The sequence below is a fragment of the Luteibacter aegosomatis genome (assembly GCF_023078455.1).
GTDB lineage: Bacteria > Pseudomonadota > Gammaproteobacteria > Xanthomonadales > Rhodanobacteraceae > Luteibacter > Luteibacter aegosomatis.
The window spans coordinates 2,770,670-2,790,969 of record NZ_CP095740.1 but is presented as its reverse complement, the minus strand read 5'-3'; the positions used below and the strand labels follow the sequence as shown (position 1 = coordinate 2,790,969).

Annotated in this window: 26 protein-coding genes; 17 read left to right on the top strand and 9 right to left on the bottom strand. The window is 65.9% G+C overall.

Annotated features, from left to right (window positions below; translation table 11 throughout):
* Positions 1–4 precede the first annotated feature (4 nt).
* Positions 5–775, bottom strand: coding sequence for a TatD family hydrolase (locus L2Y94_RS12425; RefSeq protein WP_247366912.1), 771 nt, complete (start codon positions 773–775; stop codon positions 5–7).
* Positions 776–920: 145 nt separating this feature from the next.
* Here L2Y94_RS12425 and L2Y94_RS12420 point away from each other — a divergent pair, with 145 nt between their 5' ends.
* Both L2Y94_RS12420 and L2Y94_RS21320 read left to right on the top strand, forming a co-directional pair.
* Positions 921–1,511 carry a glycine zipper 2TM domain-containing protein gene (locus L2Y94_RS12420; RefSeq protein WP_247366911.1) on the top strand — a complete coding sequence of 197 codons (591 nt, stop codon included), beginning with the start codon at positions 921–923 and terminating at the stop codon, positions 1,509–1,511.
* Between the two features lie 29 nt (positions 1,512–1,540).
* Positions 1,541–2,005, top strand: coding sequence for an outer membrane lipoprotein (locus L2Y94_RS21320; protein WP_283248494.1), 465 nt, complete (start codon positions 1,541–1,543; stop codon positions 2,003–2,005).
* Positions 2,006–2,236: 231 nt separating this feature from the next.
* Here the strand turns inward: L2Y94_RS21320 and L2Y94_RS12410 are convergent, their stop codons facing one another.
* Entirely contained in the window at positions 2,237–2,671 is a 435-nt protein-coding gene (locus L2Y94_RS12410) for a cell wall hydrolase (RefSeq protein ID WP_247366910.1), read from the bottom strand.
* 487 nt (positions 2,672–3,158) lie between these two features.
* On the bottom strand, positions 3,159–3,941 hold the full coding sequence (ygfZ, locus tag L2Y94_RS12405) for a CAF17-like 4Fe-4S cluster assembly/insertion protein YgfZ (RefSeq protein ID WP_247366909.1): 783 nt from the start codon (positions 3,939–3,941) through the stop codon (positions 3,159–3,161).
* A gap of 126 nt (positions 3,942–4,067) precedes the next feature.
* Here ygfZ and L2Y94_RS21445 point away from each other — a divergent pair, with 126 nt between their 5' ends.
* From L2Y94_RS21445 to lolD, 9 genes are all read left to right on the top strand, one after another.
* Complete coding sequence (locus L2Y94_RS21445; protein ID WP_368310600.1) at positions 4,068–4,235, top strand: DUF1674 domain-containing protein; 168 nt, start codon at positions 4,068–4,070, stop codon at positions 4,233–4,235.
* A 59-nt stretch (positions 4,236–4,294) separates the two neighbouring features.
* Complete coding sequence (sdhC, locus tag L2Y94_RS12400) at positions 4,295–4,687, top strand: succinate dehydrogenase, cytochrome b556 subunit (protein WP_247366908.1); 393 nt, start codon at positions 4,295–4,297, stop codon at positions 4,685–4,687.
* Complete coding sequence (gene sdhD, locus L2Y94_RS12395) at positions 4,684–5,070, top strand: succinate dehydrogenase, hydrophobic membrane anchor protein (RefSeq protein WP_247366907.1); 387 nt, start codon at positions 4,684–4,686, stop codon at positions 5,068–5,070. The genes sdhC and sdhD overlap by 4 nt, the downstream gene beginning before the upstream one ends.
* Before the next feature lie 3 nt (positions 5,071–5,073).
* The gene (sdhA, locus tag L2Y94_RS12390; protein ID WP_247366905.1) at positions 5,074–6,858 is read left to right on the top strand and encodes a succinate dehydrogenase flavoprotein subunit; all 1,785 of its coding nucleotides are present in this window, start codon (positions 5,074–5,076) and stop codon (positions 6,856–6,858) included.
* A 21-nt stretch (positions 6,859–6,879) separates the two neighbouring features.
* Positions 6,880–7,662, top strand: a complete 783-nt coding sequence (locus L2Y94_RS12385; RefSeq protein WP_247366902.1) for a succinate dehydrogenase iron-sulfur subunit — start codon at positions 6,880–6,882, stop codon at positions 7,660–7,662.
* Positions 7,663–7,785: 123 nt separating this feature from the next.
* Entirely contained in the window at positions 7,786–8,034 is a 249-nt protein-coding gene (locus L2Y94_RS12380; protein WP_247366899.1) for an FAD assembly factor SdhE, read from the top strand.
* 58 nt (positions 8,035–8,092) lie between these two features.
* The gene (locus tag L2Y94_RS12375; protein WP_247366897.1) at positions 8,093–8,431 is read left to right on the top strand and encodes a hypothetical protein; all 339 of its coding nucleotides are present in this window, start codon (positions 8,093–8,095) and stop codon (positions 8,429–8,431) included.
* A 77-nt stretch (positions 8,432–8,508) separates the two neighbouring features.
* Complete coding sequence (locus L2Y94_RS12370; protein WP_247366894.1) at positions 8,509–9,750, top strand: lipoprotein-releasing ABC transporter permease subunit; 1,242 nt, start codon at positions 8,509–8,511, stop codon at positions 9,748–9,750.
* Positions 9,743–10,432 (top strand): lipoprotein-releasing ABC transporter ATP-binding protein LolD, encoded by a 690-nt coding sequence (gene lolD, locus L2Y94_RS12365; protein ID WP_247366889.1) that lies wholly within the window; start codon positions 9,743–9,745, stop codon positions 10,430–10,432. The genes L2Y94_RS12370 and lolD overlap by 8 nt, the downstream gene beginning before the upstream one ends.
* Before the next feature lie 49 nt (positions 10,433–10,481).
* Here the strand turns inward: lolD and L2Y94_RS12360 are convergent, their stop codons facing one another.
* Together L2Y94_RS12360 and L2Y94_RS12355 are read right to left on the bottom strand one after the other, a co-directional pair.
* Positions 10,482–11,231 carry an anti-sigma factor family protein gene (locus tag L2Y94_RS12360; protein ID WP_247366886.1) on the bottom strand — a complete coding sequence of 250 codons (750 nt, stop codon included), beginning with the start codon at positions 11,229–11,231 and terminating at the stop codon, positions 10,482–10,484.
* Complete coding sequence (locus tag L2Y94_RS12355; protein ID WP_247366883.1) at positions 11,228–11,746, bottom strand: sigma-70 family RNA polymerase sigma factor; 519 nt, start codon at positions 11,744–11,746, stop codon at positions 11,228–11,230. The genes L2Y94_RS12360 and L2Y94_RS12355 overlap by 4 nt, the downstream gene beginning before the upstream one ends.
* A gap of 138 nt (positions 11,747–11,884) precedes the next feature.
* Between L2Y94_RS12355 and L2Y94_RS12350 the strand changes: the two genes are divergently transcribed.
* The 3 genes from L2Y94_RS12350 to L2Y94_RS12340 are packed head-to-tail and all read left to right on the top strand — an operon-like array spanning position 11,885 to position 14,562.
* Entirely contained in the window at positions 11,885–12,961 is a 1,077-nt protein-coding gene (locus L2Y94_RS12350; RefSeq protein WP_247366879.1) for a catalase family peroxidase, read from the top strand.
* Positions 12,958–13,497 (top strand): cytochrome b, encoded by a 540-nt coding sequence (locus L2Y94_RS12345; RefSeq protein WP_247366876.1) that lies wholly within the window; start codon positions 12,958–12,960, stop codon positions 13,495–13,497. The genes L2Y94_RS12350 and L2Y94_RS12345 overlap by 4 nt, the downstream gene beginning before the upstream one ends.
* A 33-nt stretch (positions 13,498–13,530) precedes the next feature.
* Positions 13,531–14,562 carry an aminopeptidase gene (locus tag L2Y94_RS12340; protein ID WP_247366873.1) on the top strand — a complete coding sequence of 344 codons (1,032 nt, stop codon included), beginning with the start codon at positions 13,531–13,533 and terminating at the stop codon, positions 14,560–14,562.
* A 22-nt stretch (positions 14,563–14,584) separates the two neighbouring features.
* Here L2Y94_RS12340 and L2Y94_RS12335 read toward each other — a convergent pair whose 3' ends face one another.
* Entirely contained in the window at positions 14,585–15,397 is an 813-nt protein-coding gene (locus L2Y94_RS12335) for a c-type cytochrome (protein WP_247366871.1), read from the bottom strand.
* A 100-nt stretch (positions 15,398–15,497) separates the two neighbouring features.
* On the opposite strand from L2Y94_RS12335, the gene L2Y94_RS12330 reads away from it, so the two are divergent.
* On the top strand, positions 15,498–15,881 hold the full coding sequence (locus tag L2Y94_RS12330) for a thioredoxin family protein (protein WP_247366868.1): 384 nt from the start codon (positions 15,498–15,500) through the stop codon (positions 15,879–15,881).
* Positions 15,878–17,056, top strand: a complete 1,179-nt coding sequence (gene pncB / locus L2Y94_RS12325) for a nicotinate phosphoribosyltransferase (protein ID WP_247366865.1) — start codon at positions 15,878–15,880, stop codon at positions 17,054–17,056. Before L2Y94_RS12330 ends, pncB begins: the two co-directional genes overlap by 4 nt.
* A 46-nt stretch (positions 17,057–17,102) precedes the next feature.
* Here pncB and L2Y94_RS12320 read toward each other — a convergent pair whose 3' ends face one another.
* From L2Y94_RS12320 to L2Y94_RS12310, 3 genes are all read right to left on the bottom strand, one after another.
* Positions 17,103–17,915: a MetQ/NlpA family ABC transporter substrate-binding protein gene (locus L2Y94_RS12320; protein ID WP_247366861.1), complete on the bottom strand. Its 813-nt coding sequence runs from the start codon at positions 17,913–17,915 to the stop codon at positions 17,103–17,105.
* 82 nt (positions 17,916–17,997) lie between these two features.
* Entirely contained in the window at positions 17,998–18,672 is a 675-nt protein-coding gene (locus L2Y94_RS12315; RefSeq protein WP_247366859.1) for a methionine ABC transporter permease, read from the bottom strand.
* On the bottom strand, positions 18,669–19,673 hold the full coding sequence (locus L2Y94_RS12310; RefSeq protein WP_247375227.1) for a methionine ABC transporter ATP-binding protein: 1,005 nt from the start codon (positions 19,671–19,673) through the stop codon (positions 18,669–18,671). The genes L2Y94_RS12315 and L2Y94_RS12310 overlap by 4 nt, the downstream gene beginning before the upstream one ends.
* A 108-nt stretch (positions 19,674–19,781) precedes the next feature.
* Here L2Y94_RS12310 and L2Y94_RS12305 point away from each other — a divergent pair, with 108 nt between their 5' ends.
* A complete protein-coding gene (locus tag L2Y94_RS12305) occupies positions 19,782–20,264 on the top strand; it encodes a glutathione peroxidase (RefSeq protein ID WP_247366857.1) in 483 nt (160 codons plus the stop codon).
* Positions 20,265–20,300 lie beyond the last annotated feature (36 nt).

The window sequence follows — 20,300 nt, the reverse complement described above, 5'->3', positions numbered from 1 at the left end:
GGCCTCAGTCGCCGAGGGAAAACAGCGCCTCGGCATTCCGTGTCGTGGTCGCGGCGATTTCGTCGATCGTCGTGCCCCGTAGCGCAGCGACGGTCTCCAACACGTCCACCATGAATGCCGGCTCGTTCCGTTCCCCGCGGTGATGCGCGCACGGCTGATCGGGCGAATCGGTCTCCAGCAGCAACCGCTCCAGCGGCATCGAGGCGACCACGCGGCGAATGCGCTGCGCCCTGTCGTAGGTGACCGGCCCGCCGATGCCGATATGGAAACCCAGGTCGAACAGCTGTCGTGCCTGCTCCTCGCTGCCGGAATAGCTGTGGACCACGCCGCGCATGCCGCCGACGCGGCGCAACGTGTGGATGGTTTCCTCGAAGGCGCGGCGCGCATGCACGATCACCGGAAGGTCGTGTTCCTTCGCGACCTGCAGCTGGCGTTCGAACACCTCGCGCTGGCGCGCCGCATCCAGGCCCTCCACGTAGAAATCCAGGCCGATTTCGCCGACGGCCACCGCGGCATGCCCGTCCAGCCAGGAGGGAAGTTCCTCCAGGTGGGCGTTCGCGTGGCTCGCCGTCCACAGGGGGTGCAGCCCGTAGGCGGGAAAAACGCCTTCACGCGACTTGCACAGCCGTTCGATGGCCTCCCAGTTGCCGCGATCCGTCGCGGGCACGATCCAGCGACGCACGCCGGCCTCCTCGGCGCGCTCGAACATGAGCGGACGATCGACGTCGAAGCTGCCGTCGTCGAGGTGGGCGTGGGTGTCTACGAGGTCCGGCATGCGTTCAGGGCGTGGATGGCGTGTGGATAGTCAGTCTAAGGCGTCGTTCAGTTTAGCGATTGTCAAATGGCACCGAGGCGACTTCCTTCGAAAGATGGGCGATTGCGCCATCGGGGGTCGCGGACTTCGTTAGGAGACTAGGGTTATGAGCAGGTTGAAGATTTCCGTCCTGAACGCAGGTTTGGGCGCGGCCTTGGTGTTGAGCCTTTCCGCCTGCAATCGCGATGCGAATGCCGACGTGGCCGCCGGCGGTAATGGCCCGGCCTCGGCATCCGTGCCCGCCGGTCCGAAGTACGGCCGGGTGGTCAGCGTCGAGCCCGTGCGTGAAACCACTTCCACGGCGCCGCAACGCGAGTGCCACGACGAGGTCGTGACCCGCCGCGCGCCGGTCAAGGACCAGCACCAGATCGCCGGTACGGCCATCGGCGCCATCGCCGGCGGCTTGCTCGGCAACCAGGTCGGCGGCGGCAAGGGCCGTACGCTCGCCACGGTGGCGGGCGCCGTCGGCGGCGGTTACGCCGGACACGAGATCCAGGAGCGCCGCCAGGAGACCAACACGGTCACCAGCACCGTGCGCAAGTGCGATTCCGTACCCGGAAAGAGCAGCGACAGGATCGTCGCCTACGACGTGCGCTACGAGTACAACGGCGTGACCCGCACCACCCGCATGGACCACGATCCGGGCGACCGCGTGGAAGTGCAGGAAGGCGTCAGCGTCGTTTCCGATTCCCGCTGATCCAGCATCATTCCATCGAGGACGTCACCATGCACAACTTCGTCCAGAAAGCGGGTATCGTCGCCGCCGCGATCGCCACCCTGTCGCTCACGGCGTGTTACGAGGAGCCGCGCCGGGTATACCGGGAAGATCGCGTGGTCTATTCCGGCCCGCCGCGCGGGTGCCAGCAGTGCGGCACCGTCGAGGACGTGGAACAGGTCTACACGCAACGCGATTCATCCCCGCTGGGAGCGGTGATCGGCGCGGTCGCGGGTGGCCTCCTGGGTAACACCATCGGCAAGGGCGACGGACGATCGGCCGCGACGGTCGGCGGCGCGGTGGCCGGCGGTTTCGTCGGTAACGCGGTAGGCAAGCGCAACGGTGACGAAGCCGCGTTCCGCGTCCGCATTCGCCTGGACGATGGGCGTTGGGCCACCGTCACGCAACGCGAGGATCCGCAGTTGCGTCGCGGCGACTACGTCGAGGTGCGCGGCGATCACGTGTACCGTCGGTGATATGGATGTTTAGGTGGCTAAAAAAGCCCGCTACGGCGGGCTTTTTTTTTTGATCCGTGCCGGCGCCGTCGCGAAAATTGTCGCGTAACGATTTTTGCCCCGATCCCCGCCGGGCTTTTCCATGGGCAATTTTCCGCAGGCAAAAAAAAGACCCTCATCCGAGGGCCCCTTTTCCCGGGAATCGCAAGCTGCCCGCCTCGATTCCTTTTCCCCGCACGTTTTGGCGCTTCGTCAGTTGACGGCGTAGAACGCGTGGTCTCCGATCTTGCGAACCACGCGGCTGCTCGACCACGTGGGCGAGACGGCGACGGTGGCGAAATGATCGGCCTGCGGCACGTAGACCAGGCGTTCGCCCTTGGGCAGGCTCCAGTTGTTGATGGAGTCGCCGGCGATCTTCCAGGCCTTGGTCCATGCGACGAGATCGTTGACTTCGAAATCCTTCGGCGTGGTGGTGATGGCGAATTGCCGCGGTGCGGAAACGACGTCGCAGATGTTGCTGCCGCCCATGCGTCGGTCGCGACGGCGAAGGGCGACTTCCGCCACGGCGTACTGGCCGATGGTGGGTTCGCTGCGTGCCTCGAGGTATACCGTCGTCGCCAGGCACGTCTGGTCGGCGAGGTGGCTTGGAAGGACGGACGCCATCCAGAGCAATGCGGAAAGTTTCATGTGTATCTGCCTCCAACGAGCTTTTCCGTCACTTGCGGCCTTGGAAAAGAGCCATGGGAGACGTATGAGCGGTAGACGGGCGGGCAGGCCGTTACTACCTGGACCAACCGATGGCATTCACTGGGGTTCGTTGAAGTGAATGGCTCGGGCGTCACACACTGTGACTGAACCAGACGGACGTCCGCATCCGTCGGTATGGGGTTGCACCGAAAGGGAGCGGCTCGCGCTGCGGCGGCTCCGTCGGCTGACGGCGCGCTGGCCTGGGGAAGCCGCGCGCTGCTTGATCCTCCGGCCTTTGCCGGGTCGCGCCAGTACCGTCATCGTCGACGGTTCGTCGCGTATGTGACCTCGGTGAAACACCATGGCCACGAAAAGTGGATCGGCGGAGCCTAGTGGCGCATCACCTTTTGCGCAAGTGTAGGCACTGCTTGGTTCAGGCTCCGCTCACACGCGTTCAGGAACGCATTTTTACGAGCGTGCCGCGAAATCACGCGGCGAACGTGGATAAAACGTGTAGACGGATGCTCTCGTTTTCAACAGTGTCCGCCTGCGACAACGCGTCGTCGAGTACGACCAAAGATGTAAGCTTCGGTGCCGAGGCGTTGTGCATCAGTACGATGCCCGCATCGCGGCCGTCGATGCGCAACGATCGGCCTTCGCGCAAGGGAGCGTCGGATTCGACGATGCGCAGATGACGCTTGTGTCCGCCCAGGAAGTGCAATCGCGCGGCGATTTCCTGACCCGGGAAACAACCTTTGTCGAACGCTACCGCACCGAGGCGTTCCATCGAGAGTGCGGGCGGAAGCAATTCGTTCAGAGCCTCGTCGGGAAGCCATGCATATCCCTTTTGCACGTGGCGGGCGACCCATGCATCCGCATCGTCCCGCCTACCGACGTGGATCGATGCGTCGCCTTCGCCGAAGACGAACGTGCCGTCGTCGAGCGTGCGTGCGTGCCCGTCGTCGTATGCGTCGCCGTCGGCCACGTGCGATGCACCGAGAACGGTCACCGTCACCTTCGAACGGAAGACGAAGCGCTTCAGGTCGTTTGCCAGCGCCTCGCCGTCACCACCGCGCGGCAGGACCAGCAGGCCGTCGTCGAGGCGGGCCACCTGGAGCAGGGCGCGCACGCGGCCCTTGGGGTCGAGCCAGCCGCTCCACTGCCATCGGCCCGTCGCCAGCGAGAGCACGTCGCTGGTGAGCTGGGCGTTGGCGAAGCCGACCGCGTCGGGACCGGCGAGGAGGATGGGGCGAGTGGTACGGCTGGACATGGGCAGGCGCGATCCGGGACAGGGGAGTAAGATATACGGTCGCGCCAAGGCCAAGCCAAGGCCGGCGGCTTAGCCGAAGGTTGTGCTGCGATGGCACAGGTATTACGCTTTTAGGGCTTTATAACCATGTCCGACCATCCCTCCGAGCCCGAAAACGCGAACGATTCCGCTCCGGCGAAACCGCTCGTACCGCCGGTCGTCCCCACGAACGGCGAGCCAGGGGTCGAGAAAGCGCCATTGGACCCCACGCGTTACGGCGACTGGGAAAAGAACGGACGCTGCATCGACTTCTGACCGGAAGGCGACGAGGGAGCGGTTGGGCATCGTAGCGATTCCAATCCAGGATAGCCGCCATGGCACAAACGGGACGACCGCTTTCACCGCATCTGCAGGTCTACAAATGGCAAGTGCAGATGCTTACCTCCATCCTGCATCGTGCCACCGGCATCATCCTCGCCGTCGGTAGCCTGATCATCGTCTGGGGGCTCGCGTCCCTCGCCGCCGGTGAAGAAGCCTTCGCCACGTTCACCGCCTGCGCAGCCAGCCCCCTGGGCATGATCGTGCTGATCGGCTGGACGCTCGCCTTCTTCTATCATCTCGCCAACGGCATCCGCCACCTGGTGCAGGATACCGGCAAGGGCTACGCGATCACGTCGTTCGTACGTTCCAGCTGGATCTCGATCATCGCCGCCATCGTGCTGACCGTGCTGGTGTGGGGCTACGTGCTCGCCGGAGGCCACGCATGAGCAAGGACTTGCGCAATCCGCTCGCCCGCGCCCGCGGCCTCGGCTCCGCCAAAGACGGCGTCGGCCACTGGATGCTCCAGCGCGTCACCGCCGTGGCTCTGGTGTTTCTCACCGTCTGGCTGCTGTGCACTATCCTGAGCCTGCTGCACGCCGATTACGCCACGGCCCGTGCCACGCTGATGAAGCCCTGGAACGCGGTGCTGCTGATCGCCTTCGTGGTCACGATGTTCCGCCATGCCGTGATCGGCCTGCAGGTGATCATCGAAGACTACGTCCATACGCGCTGGGTCGAAGTGACCTCGCTCATCGTCATCAAGTTCATCGCCGTACTCGCCGCGCTCACGGGCGTGCTGGCGGTGGTGCGCGTCGCGCTCGGAAGCTGATCCATGGAAGCCTACAAGGTTCAACAACACAAATACGACGTGATCGTGGTCGGCGCCGGTGGTGCGGGCCTGCGCGCCACCTTCGGCCTGGCCGAGAAGGGCCTCAAGGCCGCGTGCATCACCAAGGTGTTCCCGACCCGCTCGCATACCGTGGCGGCGCAGGGCGGCATCTCGGCGGCGCTCGGCAACATGGGCGAAGACGACTGGCGCTTCCACTTCTACGACACGATCAAGGGCTCCGACTGGCTCGGTGACCAGGACGCCATCGAGTACATGTGTCGCGAGGCCATTCCGGCCATCATCGAGCTCGAGCACTACGGGGTGCCGTTCTCGCGCACCGAAGAGGGCAAGATCTACCAGCGCCCGTTCGGCGGCATGACCACGCACTACGGCAAGGGCACCGCCCAGCGCACCTGCGCGGCGGCCGACCGCACCGGGCACGCGATCCTGCACACGCTCTACCAGCAGGCGCTGGCGCACGACGCCACCTTCTTCATCGAATACTTCGCCATCGACCTCGTCTTCGAGGACGGCAAGTGCGTGGGCGTGCTCGCGCTCGACATGAACGAAGGCACCTTGCACCTGTTCCGCGGCCACGCCGTGGTGATGGCCACGGGCGGCTACGGCCGCGCCTACTTCAGCGCCACCTCGGCGCACACCTGCACGGGCGACGGCGGCGGCATGGTGCTGCGCGCCGGCCTGCCGTTGCAGGACATGGAGTTCGTGCAGTTCCATCCCACCGGCATCTACGGCGCCGGCTGCCTCATCACCGAGGGCGTGCGCGGCGAGGGTGGTTACCTCACCAACTCCGAGGGCGAGCGCTTCATGGAGCGCTACGCGCCGAACGCGAAGGACCTCGCCTCGCGTGACGTCGTGAGCCGCGCGATGACCATCGAAATCCGCGAAGGTCGCGGCGTGGGCCCGAACAAGGACCACATCCACCTCAACCTGATGCATCTCGGCCCCGAGGTGATCCACGAGCGCCTGCCGGGCATCGCGGAGTCGGCGCGCATCTTCGCGGGCGTGGACGTCACGAAGGAGCCGATCCCGGTCCTTCCGACCGTTCACTACAACATGGGCGGCATCCCCACCAACTATCACGGCGAAGTGGTCACCAAGCGCGACGACGATCCGGATTCGGTGGTGCCGGGCCTGTTCGCCATCGGCGAGGCCGCTTGCGTGTCGGTGCACGGCGCGAACCGCCTCGGCTCGAATTCGCTGCTGGATCTGGTGGTGTTCGGTCGTGCCGTGGCCAACCGCTGTGCCGAGATCGTCAAGCCGGGCATGCCGCACAAGGATCTCCCGGCCAACGCGCTCGACAAGGTGCTGGGCCGCTTCGATGCCCTGCGCAATGCGAACGGCAGCCTGCCGACCGCGCAGATCCGCGCCGAAATGCAGAAGACCATGCAGAACGACGCGGCGGTGTTCCGCACCGGCGAGTCGCTGAAGGACGGCTCGCGGAAGATTTCCGAGGTGTACGCCAAGTTCAAGGACGTGAAGGTCTCCGACCGTTCGCTGGTGTGGAACTCCGACCTGATCGAGACCCTCGAATTGTCGAACCTCCTCGCCCAGGCCGTGGCGACCATGCATTCGGCCGAACAGCGCCCGGAAAGCCGTGGCGCGCATGCCCGCGAGGATTTCCCCGATCGCGACGACCACGACTGGCAGAAGCACACGCTGGTATGGATCGATCCCGAGGGCAAGTCCAGCTTCGATTTCCGCCCGGTGCACATGTACACCCTGACGGACGACGTCGAAGTCGTGCCGCCGAAAAAGCGCGTTTACTGATACCGGACCGGAGAGGCAATCGTGGCAGAGTTCACGCTACCCAAGAATTCCCAGATCACGGCCGGCAAGCATTTTCCGGCGAAGGGCGCGAAGAACGTGCGCACCTTCAAGATCTACCGCTGGACGCCGGACGACGGCCAGAACCCGCGTACCGACACCTACGAGGTCGACCTCGATACGTGCGGTCCGATGGTTCTCGACGCCCTGCTGAAGATCAAGAACGAGATCGACTCGACGCTCACGCTCCGCCGCTCGTGCCGTGAGGGCATCTGCGGTTCGTGCGCGATGAACATCGACGGCACCAATACGCTGGCCTGTACCAAGGCCATCTCGGACTGCAGCACCAAGTCGGTCAATATCTACCCGCTGCCGCACATGCCGGTGGTGAAGGACCTGGTGCCCGACCTCACGCACTTCTATGCGCAGTTCGCTTCGATCAAGCCGTGGATGCGCACGCAGAGCCCGGCCCCGGCCGACAAGGAGCGTCTGCAGTCGCCGGAAGACCGCAAGAAGCTCGACGGTCTCTACGAGTGCATCCTCTGCGCCTGCTGCTCCACGTCGTGCCCGAGCTACTGGTGGAACGGCGATCGTTACCTCGGCCCGGCCATCCTGCTCCAGGCCTACCGCTGGATCGTCGACAGCCGCGACGAGGACACGGGCAACCGCCTCGACGACCTCGAAGATCCGTTCAAGCTCTATCGCTGCCACACCATCATGAACTGCGCGCGCACCTGCCCGAAGGGCCTGAACCCGGCGAAGGCGATCGCGGAGATCAAGAAGCTGATCGTTCAGCGTCGCGGTTGATCGGCGGCGCGCCCCATCGCGGACAGGGTCCGCTCCCACCCTCCGGTAGCAAGGTTTCTACCGGAGGGTGGGAGCGGACCCTGTCCGCGATGGGGATCGCGATTCGCTAGCCGGAGCCCTCGAATGGAAGAAGCCCGCCTCAAACGCCTGCGCTGGCGCACCCGCCGCGGTACGCGAGAACTCGATCGCCTGTTCGGCTGGTGGCTCGACGAGCGTTTCGCCCACGTCGACGAATCGGCGCGACTGGCATTCGACGAGCTGCTCGACGTGCAGGATCCCGATCTTTGGGATTGGGTGATGGGCCATGCCCGCGCCCCGCGCGACGACTGGCAGGCCATCATCGATGAGATCCGCTCGAGGCATCACCTTTGAAACCCGGCCGCCGGTCGCGCTGATCCATCTTCTGAGGTTCGTCGTAGGTGCCGGCGCCGTGGCGCCGCTGTTCACCGACTGGCCCTGGTACGCGGGTTGGTCCCTCTCGATGGCGTTGGCCGCGCATGGGCTGGTTCGGATCAGGCGGCTCGTCAGGGGGCCATTGGCGGTGGCCGAATGGGCTTCCGATGGCGTCTGGGTGGTGATCGACCGGCATGGTGAGGTGTTTCCGGCCGAACTCGAAGGCTTTCGCGTGGTCGGTACCTGGGTGCTGCTGAGGCTGCGTTGGGAAAACGGGCGAAGCCCGGTCTTCCTTTGCGACGACAACGCCCATCCCGACGACCTGCGGGTGCTGCGGGTCCGGTTCGCCGGCCGATCCGGCGCGACCTTGCCGTAGGCCCCGGCATCGGGCACTCTGCCGCGCGGTGACCGTCTTTCGTGGCGGCTCCCCCTTCACAAGGCTTTCCGACAGGTATGTTCAGACCCCTCGAGCTTTTCGTCGGCCTCCGGTACACGCGGGCCAAGCGACGCAACCAGTTCATTTCGTTCATTTCGACGGTGTCGATCGTCTGCATCGCGATCAGCGTGACCGCGCTCATCACGGTGATGTCGGTGATGAACGGCTTCGACGCCGAGCTGCGCACGCGCATCCTCGGCGCCGTGTCGCACGTGACCGTGTCCGGCATCGACGAGACCGTGCAGGACTGGCAGAAAGCCGTTTCCACGGCGAAGGGCATCGGCCACGTGAAGGGGGCCGCGCCCTACGTGGAAATCCAGGCCTTCCTGCAGGCCCGACGTTCCAGCGGCGCGCTCATTCGCGGCGTGGTGCCGTCGATGGAGCCCGACGTGTCCGACCTCGACAAGCACATGGTCGAGGGCAAGATGACCGACCTCACCGACCGCAGCTGGAACATCGTGCTCGGCCGTGAGCTGGCCCTGACGCTCGGCGTGCAGAAGGGCGACAAGGTGACGGTGGTGGTGCCGCAATTCACGGCCACCCCGATGGGCGCGGTGCCCAAGCTGCGCAGCTTCACGGTCAGCGGCATCTTCGAACTGGGCATGCAGGAATACGACGCCAACCTGGCGCTGATTTCGATGCCCGACGCCGAGCGTCTCAACGGTTTCGACGGCCCCACGGGCATCCGTCTGAAGCTGGACGACATGCGCGAGGCCTTTCCGGTGGCGCAGGAACTGGTCAACAAACTGGGCCAGTCGTACCGCGTGGAAACCTGGATGGACACCCACGCCAACTTCTTCCGTGCCATCGACATGGAGAAGAAGGTGATGTTCATCATCCTCTCGCTGATCATCCTCGTCGCGGTGATCAACCTGATTTCGATGCTGATGATGCTGGTGACCGACAAGCAGGCCGATATCGCCATCCTGCGCACGCTCGGGTCGACGCCACGTAGCATCATGGGCATGTTCATGGTGCAGGGTGTCCTGGTGGGCGTCGTCGGCATCGGGTTCGGCGTGGCACTCGGCGCCTTGCTCTCGTACAACCTCCCCGCCCTGGTGAAGTGGGTCGAACACGTCACCGGGCAGACCTTCCTGTCGCCCGACGTCTATTACATCAGCGAGTTGCCGAGCCAGTTGCTCTGGTCCGACGTGGGCTGGGTGGTGCTGGTCACCTTCGCCTTCTCCTTGCTCGCCACGCTCTATCCGGCATGGCGTGCCTCGCGCACTCAGCCTGCCCAGGCGCTTCGTTATGAATGATTCCAACGATATCGTGCTGCGCGCCACGGGCGTCGCCAAGGTCTACGAAGAAGGCGACCTTCGCACGGGCGTGCTTTCCAACGTGAACTTCAGCCTGCGCAAGGGCGAGACGCTCTCCATCGTGGGAGCGTCGGGCTCGGGCAAGTCCACCTTGCTGCACATCATCGGCGGCCTGGATACGCTCAGCGCCGGGTCGGTCGAGGTGAACGGGCGCGTGCTGTCGGACCTTTCCGACGCCGAGCGCGGCCGGGAGCGCAACCGTTCGCTCGGTTTCATCTACCAGTTCCATCACCTGCTGCCGGAATTCACGGCGCTGGAGAACGTCTGCATGCCGCTGCTGATCCGGGGCGTGTCGATCTCGCAGGCGCAGAAGGAAGCCACGGCCCTGCTCGAGCGCGTGGGGCTGGGTTCGCGCCTGCGCCATCGCCCGGCGGAGATGTCCGGCGGCGAGCGCCAGCGTTGCGCGGTGGCGCGGGCGTTGGTGACACGCCCCGCCTGCGTGCTGGGCGACGAGCCCACCGGCAACCTCGACGAGGCGAATGCGGCTCACGTTTACGAGCTGATGCTTGAACTCAACCGCGAAATCGGCACGAGTTTCGTTCTGGTCACGCACGACTCGCGATTGGCGGGGCGGATGGACCGCACGCTCGAACTGCATAACGGCGAGTTGCACGAGCGGTAGGCTCGTCGCACCGGCGCAGGCCGGTTCGATGCACGCTTGGGAAGCGGGGCTAGATCGAACGCCCCACCACACGCTGCGCCGCCAGCCGGCCCGCTGCATCGGCCAGCGCGACCACGGCGTAGTTGTGCCCATCGCGCGACCAGTAATCCGCGAGCAAGCCATCCTGCTCGCGCTGTCCACGCGGCAACAGGTGACGCACCGGACCCGGCGGCCGTACGTAGAAACTCACCGTGTGCCCGTTGCCGTCGTCGTAGAGCAGCATGGCGGCCGGGCCCTGGCTGGTGGCGAACAGCCGTCCGCCCATCGGACGGAAACCGGCATCGGCCAGATCGGGAAGATGAACGTCGGGATCCACGCGACCGGCCACCCACGAGCGCAGGTCGCCCTCGTTGCCTGTCGTGATGTCCATGCCCAGGCCATGATCCACCGCAAGCAAGCGATAGGCTTCCATGGCATCGGCCATCGGCTGGCTGTCGCCGGCGCCCATGCCGCGGGCCGCCCAGCCGGCCACGCCACCCACGGCCAGGCACAAGACGAACGCGGCGGCCATGGCCAGGCGTGCGATTCGCCTCTGTCGTTTCCGCGCGCGCACCAGGGCGGGGTCGAGGGTAGCCGAGGGCACCATGTCGCCGGCGAGTAGGGCCCGCAGCTGCTGGGCGTCCTGCCGCCATGCCAGCACCTCTTCTTCCCGTTCCGGATTCCGCGCCAGGTAGCGCTCGACTTCGCCACGGGCCGGACCATCGAGATGGCCGTCGACATAGGCGTGGATGTCGTGCTCGTTGGGTGGGGTCTGGGTCATTTCAGGAGCCGGAGGGCAGGGGATTCGGGGACGTGGCCTTCACCCAACTGGCGGAGGGCGCGGCGCGCGCGGGAGAGCCGCGACATGACGGTACCGATGGGCACTTGCAGGATGTCGGCCACTTCCTGGTAGCTCATGCCTTCGACGGTCACCCACAACAGCAGGCTGCGCTGTTCCACCGGAAGCGAGGCGAACGCGGCCAGGGTGGAATGGGCCACCGCCACGCGTTCCGCCGACGGCCAGGTGGGTTCTTCCTCCTGGGCCAGGGAGCCCAGGATGCGAGCGTAGAAACCGGCCCGGCGTTTGCCGTCGAGGTAAATCCTGTACAAGATCGCAAACAGCCAGGCACGTAGGCTTTCGGCCTCGCGGCGGGTCGACCACCGGGAGAGGGCCCGTTCCACCGTCGATTGCACGAGATCGTCCGCGGCATTGGGGTCGCGGGCCAGCCAAAGGGCGAAGCGCCGCAATCGCGGAAGCAGCGTGCGCAGGGCTTCGTCGATGTGTGGGTCGGTCATGGCCTGGCCTCGTGCCTGAGCGTGTCGCACGGAGGTACGACGATTGGCGAGGCTGATTATTCCCCCGCGAGGGAATAAAAGTCGTGGACGTGCGTCCCACCCTGTAAACCTCGATCCCGAGGACGGAGACATACCACCATGCGCGACACTCCCTCGAAGCGGCCGCCACACCCGATCGGGCGTTGGGCCCTGATCCTCGCCGCCGTGGCGGGCTCGGCGGCCGCCTTTGGCTACGTCGGCGGCTGGCTGGCCCCAGGCCGGCTCAGCCCCGCGAAGATGATCGATACCCTCCAGGCCAACAGCGGCGGCGCCCATCCGGGTTACCGGCGCAACCACGCCAAGGGCATCTGCGTGGCCGGGTACTTCGAGTCCGATGGCGCCCTCGCGCCGTATTCGTCGTCGCCCATGTTCGGCCCGGGCCGTACGCCGTTCGTCGGCCGCTTCGCCATCCCCGGCGGCAACCCATACGCGCCCGACAGCTCGGTGCCGATCCGCAGCTTCGCCCTCCGCTTCGACCTCGCCGACGGCGAGCAGTGGCGCACGGGCATGAACGCGATGCCGGTCTTTCCGGTCTCCACGCCCGAAGCGTTCTACGAACAGCAGGTGGCGAGTCGGCCCGACCCGACCACGGGCAAGCCCGATCCGGAGCGTATGAAGGCGTTCTTCGCCTCGCACCCGGAGACCACCGCCTTTCTCGCCTGGGTGAAGACCGCCAAACCCTCGCCGAGCTTCGCCACCGAAACCTACAACAGCATCAACGCCTTCTACCTGCGCGACGCGGCAGGCGATCGGCGGGCGGTGCGCTGGAAAGTCGTGCCCGATGCCGCCTCTCCCGGCGCCGCACCGCCCACGGGCGAGAAGAATTACCTCGACGCCGACCTCGACAGCCGGCTCGCCACGGGCCCGCTGCGCTGGCACATGATCATGACCTTCGCCGCGGACGGCGATCCGGTGGACGATGCCGCCAGCGTCTGGCCCGACGGCCGCAAGGAGGTCGATGCCGGCACGGTGGTGGTCGCCAGCGTGACGCCGCAGGACAGTGGTGCCTGCCGTGACGTGAACTACGATCCGACCGTGCTTCCGCGCGGCATCGAGGTGTCGAACGATCCGCTGCTCGCCGCCCGGTCGGCCGCCTATGCGGACTCCTACCTGAGGCGGACCTCCGAAGAGGGCCACCTGCCGGGAACGGCATCCAAGAAGGAGGCTTCCCGATGAACGGCCCGACGATGTTCCACCCGTTCGCCCGCGTTCTGCATTGGTTGATGGCCATCATGATCCTCGCGATGCTGTTCATCGGCGCGGGAATGGTCAGCACGCTGTCCGAGAAACACACGTGGCTGGTCAACATCCACAAGCCGCTGGGCATGGCCGTGTTCGTGCTGGCCCTGATACGCCTCGGTTTTCGCCTCACCCATCGCGCGCCGCCGTTGCCGTCCGATCTTCCGGCGTGGCAGAAGCTGGCGGCCCATGCCTCGCACTGGATGCTCTACGCGCTGATGCTGGCCATGCCCCTCATCGGTTGGGGCATGCTTTCGGCAGGCGGTTATCCGGTGGTACTCGGTGGCGGCGTGCGCCTGCCGTCGATCCTGCCGGCCGATCCGGCGCTGTTCGCGTGGTTGCGCGAATCGCACCGTTACCTCGCCTGGCTGTTCTTCCTGACCTTCCTGGCCCACATGGGCGCGGCGCTCATGCACGGCCTCATCCGCCAGGACGGCGTGCTGCGCAGCATGACCGGCGGTCGTCGGCGCTAGCGAGCAGGCGCGCATGCCCGGCACAATGCGGGCATGCGCGTCCCCCTGATCGCCTTAGTCGTCCTGCTGGCCGGATGCCGTTCGCTCGGCTATTACGCGCACGTCGCGCATGGCCAGGCGTCGTTGATCGTGCATCGTCGTTCCATCGATGCGGTGGTGGACGATCCGAAGACACCCGACGCCACGCGCCGCCGCCTCGCGCTCGCCGCCGAGGCGCGCCGCTTCGCTTCGAGCGCGCTGGGCCTGCCCGGGAATCGCAGCTACACCTACTACGTGCAACTGGACCGCCCATGGGTGGCCTGGAACGTCTTCGCGACGCCCGAACTGTCGGTGGCGGCGGTGCAGCACTGTTTTCCGATCGCCGGATGCGTGGCCTATCGCGGGTATTTCCGCGAGGACCTCGCCCGGCGCGAGGCCGAACGGGAGCGGGCGCTGGGACATGACGTGTCGATCGGTGAGGTGCCGGCCTATTCCACGCTGGGATGGTTCGCCGACCCGGTGCTGAGCAGCATGCTGCGCTGGGACGACGACACCCTGGTCGGCACGATCTTCCACGAGCTGGCGCACCAGAAGATCTACGTGAAGAACGATTCGTCGTTCAACGAGTCGTACGCCACCTTCGTGGAGGACGAAGGCGTGCGGCAGTGGCGACGGTCGCGTGGACTGGGGGCGCCGGACGAGAAGGGCGATCGGCTGGAGCACGGTTTCACCGCGCAGGTCCTGGCCCTGCGCGACAGGCTGGGGGCGATCTACGCGCAGCCCTGGGGCGACGACGCGAAGCGTGTCGCCAAGGCCGAGGAGTTCGAGGACTTTCGCGGACGCTACCTGGCATGGCGCGACGGCGAGGCGGGCGGCGATCGCCGGTACGACCGATGGATGGCGCAGCCGTTGAACAACGCGCGGTTGTTGCCGTTCGGTCTTTACGATACGTGGGTGCCGTCGTTCGCGGCGTTGTTCGATCGCGCGGGGAGGAATTGGCCGCTTTTCTACGCGGCGGTGCAGCGGTTGGCGGCGTTGCCGCCGTCCGATCGCACGCGTGAACTCGAGCGACTGAAAGAGGATTGAATCGCGGACCCTGTCCGCGAAACTACGGAGCGGTCACCTTGCGCCCCGCCATATGCTTCAGATAAGCCACCAGATCGTCCAGATCTCGATCCGACAGCACCTTCGCGTCGAATCCGGGCATCTTCGCCTGAGGCCAGTGACGCAGGTTCTGCGGATTGCGCACCAGCGTGCGGAGCATGTCCTCGCGAAGGTATTCCGTGGGATTGTGTGGAAGGTTCAGGTCGGGTCCCAGTTTCGCGTCGCCCTGGCCGTTGAGCGTATGGCACGTGATGCAGTTGCGCTGGAAGACCGCGAAGCCACGCACGGGCGCGGCCTGTGGCGGCAGGGCCGCGTCGGGACGCATGGCGGGAAACCGCCGGGCCGGATCCTGCAACACCTTCACCGACGCCACCTGGTAAGGCCATTGCTCGGGTCCGACATGTCCCTTGGAGGGATTCAACCAGACCAGGTAGAACGGCCCCGCGCTCGGCTTGCCGTCGCCCAGCGGCGGCCAGTGCGCGTCATCGGGTTCCACGGCGAGCCAGGCTTCCGCGCCATGCCCATCGAGGATAAGGGCGGCCGGGATCTCGGCGGCGAAGCCGTCCAGCGCCGTGAACTGCAGATGCGCGTCGGGAGGCACGCCGTCCAGGAGGGCCTTCATCGGTACGGCCCGGTAGGTTCGTTCCGCGTGATAGGACACGTCGCCGGGCACGCGGATGTCCCGCGCATCGGGGCGGGCGAGCAACTGGGCCGTCGTCCACGGACGGGCGCCGTGCCCCGCATCGGTCGTGAGGGTGGCCGCGTACGCCAGACCGGCGAAACACAGCGACAGCAGCAGGGCAATGACCGAACGCACGGGTAACCTCTTCCTGGCGGGCGACGGAATGTCGCGCTACCCTCGAATTATGGCCTCGCCGCCCTCACGTGGGCAGTTCGACCCGATCACGGATTCCCGCATGGCCGACACCTCCGTTCCCGAGTTCTTCGAGCGCTTCCCGATGACCCGCATCGACAGCGCCGGACTCGACGCCGACCTCGCGGCCGACGACGACCGCCTCGTCATCCTGTTCCTATGGGGACGCGACTGTCCCAATTGCGACATCGCCAAGCGGCAGATCCTGCTGAGCGCCGAGCGCTTCCGGCGCGACGACGTGCGTTGGCTACACGACAACGTCTACGACGATCCGGCCATGGCCACCCGCTTCGGCCTGCATGGCATTCCCGCGTTCTTCCTTTTCCATCGCGGTCGCAAGCTGGGCCGCATCACGTCATGGCCCGGCACCGACCGATTCCTCGAGGCGGTGGACAAGCAGGCGGCACTGACCGGAGCCCACGCATGATCGTCAGCTCGCTGCTCGACACCGATCTCTACAAGTTCACGATGATGCAGGTGGTGCTGCACCAATATCCCGCGGCGCAAGTGGAATACCGTTTCCGCTGCCGCACCCCGGGCGTGAACCTCGTGCCGCTCATCGGCCGCATCCGCGAGGAGATCGATGCCCTGTGTTCGCTGCGCTTCACGCAAAGCGAACTGGACTACCTGCGCGGCCTGCGTTTCATCGACAGCGACTTCGTCGACTTCCTGGGCTTGTTTCAGCTCAACGCCAAGTACGTCACGGTGAAGCCCGCCGATGCGCCGGGCGAGATCGAACTGGTCATCGCCGGCCCCTGGCTGCACACGATCCTGTTCGAGGTGCCGTTGCTGGCCATCGTCAACGAACTGTATTTCGCCGGTACGTATCCTGACGTCGACCTCGACGAGGGCAGAGCGAGGCTCCGGGCGAAAATCGAGCTGCTGCGCGACACCCCGGGTTACGACAAGGTCCGCGTGGCCGATTACGGCACGCGCCGGCGATTCTCGCGCGCCTGGCACGAGGAGGCCCTCGGTATCATGAAGGCCGGTTGGGGTTCGCAGTTGGCCGGCACCAGCAACGTCTGGTTCGCGATGCGCCAGGGTCTCGTACCCATCGGCAGCATGGCCCATGAATACCTGCAGGCCTTCCAGTCGCTCGGCCCGCGACTGCGCGATTCGCAGACCGCGGCGCTCGAGGCCTGGGCGCGGGAATACCGCGGCGACCTGGGTATCGCGCTATCCGACGTCTACGGCATGGATGCCTTCCTGCGCGACTTCGACATGTATTTCTGCAAGCTCTTCGACGGTGCGCGCCACGACTCGGGCGACCCGTTCGACTGGGGCGATCGCATGCTGAAGCATTACGAAGCCAATCGCGTCGACCCGCGCACGAAGATCCTGGTGTTCAGCGACGGGCTCACCATCCCGAGGGTGATGGAGTTGTACAAGCATTTCGAGGGACGCTGCGTCCTCTCGTTCGGCGTGGGTACCAACCTCACCAACGACGTGGGGCCGTCGCCGCTCAACATCGTGATCAAGATGACCCGCTGCAACGGCCAGCCGGTGGCGAAGCTGTCGGATTCGCCGGGGAAGAGCATGTGCGACGATCCGGCGTACGTGGCGTATCTTCGTCGGGTGTTCGAGTTGCCTGTGGTGGCTTGATCGTTCGAGGCAGCTCGTATCGCGGACCCTGTCCGCGATCGGCGTGTCAGAACGCCGGAATCACCGCTCCGCCGTATGTTTTCTCGATAAACGCCTTCACCTCCGGCGAGGTGAGCGCCTTGGCCAGCTTCTGCACGCGCGGGTCGTCCTTGTCGTCCGGACGCGCCACCAGCGAGTTCACGTACGGCGACTCCTTGTCCTCGATCAGCAGGGCATCCTTGATCGGGTTGAGCTTGGCCGCCAGGGCGTAGTTGGTGTTGATGAGGGCGAGGTCCACTTCGTCGAGCACGCGCGGCAGCATGGCGGCTTCCAGTTCGCGGAACTTCAGGTTCTTGGGATTGGCCGCGATGTCCTTCAGCGTGGCGAGGCGATCGTTCGGGTTCTTCAGTTCGATCAGATGATGCTGGGCGAGCAAGAGCAGGGCGCGGCTGTTGTTGCTGGGGTCGTTCGGGATCACCACGTTCGCGCCGTCGGGCAACTGGTCGATGGAGGTGTACTTGCGCGAATAGGCGCCGAACGGCTCGATGTGCACGCCGATCACCTTCACCAGGTCGGTGCCGCGCTCCTTGTTGAAGGCGGCGAGATAGGGGTCGGATTCGAAGAAGTTGGCGTCGATCTGCTTCTGCGCCACCTGCAGGTTGGGCTGCACGTAATCGGTGAACACCTTGATCTGGAGATCCACGCCTTCCTTCGCCAGCAGCGGCTTGATCTCCTTCAGGATCTCGGCGTGCGGCACGGGCGTGGCGGCCACGGTGAGGGTGGCCATGCCGCCGTCGGCCTTGCCGCCGTCGCCGCCGTTCGAACAGCCGGCCACGAGCAGGGCGAGGGCGGCGGCGAAGGGCAGGAGGTAGTTCTTCATGGCGGGCACGTCCGATCGTATGCTGCGGTGCGTCAGCATAGACGTCCATACGTCCGGATGCAAAAGCCCCGGAAGGCGGCGTTCAGCGTCGGCTGTAACGGGCCACCAGGCGGTCGCCGAGCATCTGCAGCACTTGCACCAGCACGACCAGCAGCACCACGGTGACCAGCATGTAGTCCGACTTGTAGCCGTTGTAACCGTACTGGTAGGCGAGGGCGCCCAAGCCCCCCGCGCCGACGATGCCGCCCATGGCGGTATAGCCCACGAGGGCGACCGTGGTGACGGTGGTGGCCGCGATCAGGCCGGGCCGGGCCTCGGGCAGGAGCACCCGCGAGACGATCTGCCAGGTGGTGGCACCCATGGCCTGGCTGGCCTCGATGACGCCACGGTCGACCTCGCGCAGGGCGCTTTCCACCAGTCGGGCGAAGAACGGGGCGGCGCCGATCACCAGGGGCACGATGGCGCCGCGGATGCCGATGCTCACGCCCGTGATGGCCTTGGTGAGCGGAATCAGCAGGATCATCAGGATGATGAAGGGGATGGAACGAAGCACGTTCACCACCACCGACAGCACGCCGTAGAGTCCCGGCCTGGCGTGTTGCTGGCCGCGGGCGGTAAGGAACAGCCATACGCCCAGCGGCAGCCCGAGCACCAGCGTGAACGCCAGCGAGCCACCGAGCATCACGAGGGTGTCGAGGCAGGCCTGGGCGATCTCGGCCCAGTCGATATTGGGAAACAGGGTCTGCACGAAGCTCATCGGGCCATTTCCTCGACATCGACGCCGGCGGCGCGTATCTGGACGAGCGCGTCGTCGAGGCGCTCGCCCTGCATGGCCAGGGTGAGCTGGCCGTAGGGGGTGTCCTTGATGCGGTCGACGCGGCCGGACAGCAGGTTGTATTCCACGCCGGTGTCGCGCACCACCCGCGAAAGCAGCGGCGAATAGGTGGCGTCGCCGCGGAAGGACAGGCGGAACAGGCGGCCGGGCACGCCGGGGTAGTCGGGGCCCTTGCCTTCGCGATGATCGGCCTCGGCGACGAAGCGTCGCGTGGTGGGGTGGCTCGGATGCAGGAAGACGTCGGTGACGGCGCCCAGTTCCACGACCTGGCCGGCATCGAGCACCGCCACGCGATCGCAGACGCGACGGATCACGTCCATCTCATGGGTGATCAGCACGATGGTGAGGCCCAACCGGCGATTGATGTCGGCCAGCAGTTCGAGCACCGACGCGGTCGTCTGCGGATCGAGCGCGCTGGTGGCCTCGTCGCAGAGGAGGATCGACGGCTTGCTGGCCAGGGCGCGCGCGATGCCGACACGCTGCTTCTGGCCGCCCGAGAGCTGGGCCGGATACTTGCGCGCGTGATCGGACAGGCCCACGAGGGCGAGCAGTTCGCTCACGCGCGCGCCGATGGCCGCCTCGTCCATGTCGCCGTGGAGGCGTAGCGGAAAGGCCACGTTGTCGGCCACCGTGCGCGAGGCGAGGAGGTTGAAGTGCTGGAAGATCATGCCGATGCCCGCGCGCAGGCGGCGCAGTTCGGCGCCCTGGGCGTGCGTGACGTCGCGCCCGTCGATCAGCACCTGGCCCGAGGTGGGGCGTTCGAGCAGGTTGATCAGCCGCAGCAGGGTCGACTTGCCCGCCCCCGAATGGCCGATGATGCCGAACACCTCGCCACGCGCGATCTCGAGGTCGACCGGATGCAGGGCGGGCACGGCCGAGCCGTTGACGCGATAGGACTTGGAGGCTGCGGCGAAGCGGATCACGAAGGGCGTCTTCTGGCCGGAAAAGGTGTCCATGGTATCCGAAGCGGGCGCACGCACGGGCGAGTCCGGCGTAGACTGCGCGCACTCCCGCCACGCACGAGGCTGCCCGTGACCAGCATCTACGATTTCTCCGCCCGCGACATCGATGGCAACGAGCGCTCGCTCGCCGAATTCCGCGACAAGGTGCTGCTGGTGGTTAACGTGGCATCCAAGTGCGGTTTCACGCCCCAGTACAAGGGACTGGAAGACCTCCAGCGGACGTACGGGGCCCAGGGTTTCGAGGTGCTGGGGTTTCCCTGCGACCAGTTCGGTCACCAGGAGCCGGGCGACGAGGCCGAGATCCGGAATTTCTGCTCGACCACCTATGACGTCAGCTTCCCGATGTTCGCCAAGATCGATGTGAACGGCGACCATGCGCATCCGCTCTATCGCTGGCTGAAATCGAGCAAGAAGGGATTTCTCGGCACCGAGGGCATCAAGTGGAACTTCACCAAGTTCCTGATCGACCGTCGCGGCGAGGTGGTGGAGCGTTACGCGCCGACGGATACGCCGGAGAAGATCGGCAAGGATCTTCCGAAAGTGCTCGGCTGAGAGCTTCGCCGATCGTATCGGCGAATGCTACGGAGC